Source organism: Arthrobacter sp. SPT-J7 (assembly GCF_059089965.1).
Genome location: NZ_JBNHFF010000591.1, coordinates 1 through 392, shown reverse-complemented (window position 1 = coordinate 392; position 392 = coordinate 1). Strand labels below are relative to the sequence as shown.

Genomic DNA, 392 nt, shown 5'->3' with positions numbered 1-392 from the left:
AGCACCGCGGACCCGGCCCGGCTCGAGGTGCAGCTGGTGATGACCGACCGGGCGCTGCTGCAGGGCGGGACCGAACCGGCCTGGCTGACCGGCTACGGCATCGTCCCGGCCCAGTACGCCCGCGACCTGATCCGCCTGCCACAGGACCCGCCACCCGAACCCGCCGCGTCCGGCCCGCCGGGCAGCGGTTTCGGGCAGAAGGCCCCGCCCGGAGCGGGGACCGGGCAGAAGGCGCCGCCGGCGGGGACCGAGCCGGGCTGGAAGACCGCCCGCGAACTGGCCCGGCAGGACAGGCTGCGGAACCTGAAGGTCGGCGGGGTGGAGGATGTCTGGGTCCGGCGGCTGTATACCGCGCCGGGAACCGGGCAGCTGCTGGGCATGGACTCGAAGGC

1 pseudogene is annotated in these 392 nt (G+C 75.5%); it reads left to right on the top strand.

Annotation, left to right across the window (positions count from 1 at the left end):
• Positions 1–392 (top strand): annotated as a pseudogene (locus AC5RWX_RS34430) (hypothetical protein); the annotation flags it as partial.